Origin of the sequence: Streptomyces sp. NPDC058955 (genome assembly GCF_042741435.1) — a bacterium.
GTDB lineage: Bacteria > Actinomycetota > Actinomycetes > Streptomycetales > Streptomycetaceae > Streptomyces.
On sequence record NZ_JBHYKM010000172.1, the window covers coordinates 12,216 to 12,605 of the forward strand.

Below are 390 nucleotides of genomic sequence, written 5' to 3' on the forward strand. Positions count from 1 at the left end.
GCCCCCGAGTCCGAGCCGGCGCGCCGGCTGGCGGAGTTGATCGCGGCCGCCGCGGGGATCGACGTCCCGGTGGAGCGGGTCGGCCGGGACGAGCACCGGGCGTCGCTGACGGCGGCGCTGCCGGGCCCGGTCGCGGACTTCCTGCTGGACTTCCAGCGGAAGCGGGACGGCGTGCCCGGTACGCCGCTGCCCGACGCGGAGCGGGTGCTGGGACGCCGGCCGGCGTCGTTCGCGGAGTGGGCGCGGGAGCACGCGGCGACGTTCCGCTGACGGCCGGGGCCGGCCCCGGCCCCCGCCCCCCGGACCCCCGCGGCGCGGGGGGCGCCGCCGGGGGGGGGGGGGGGGGGGGTTTTAAACAAAAAAAGCAACCGCCCCAGAGAGAGAGTGTGA

The 390-nt window shown here is 79.0% G+C and carries 1 pseudogene; it reads left to right on the plus strand.

Features of this window, described 5'->3' with window-relative positions:
• A pseudogene (locus ACFW1I_RS36105) lies at positions 1-270 on the plus strand (hypothetical protein); the annotation flags it as partial.
• Positions 271-390: the final 120 nt, after the last annotated feature.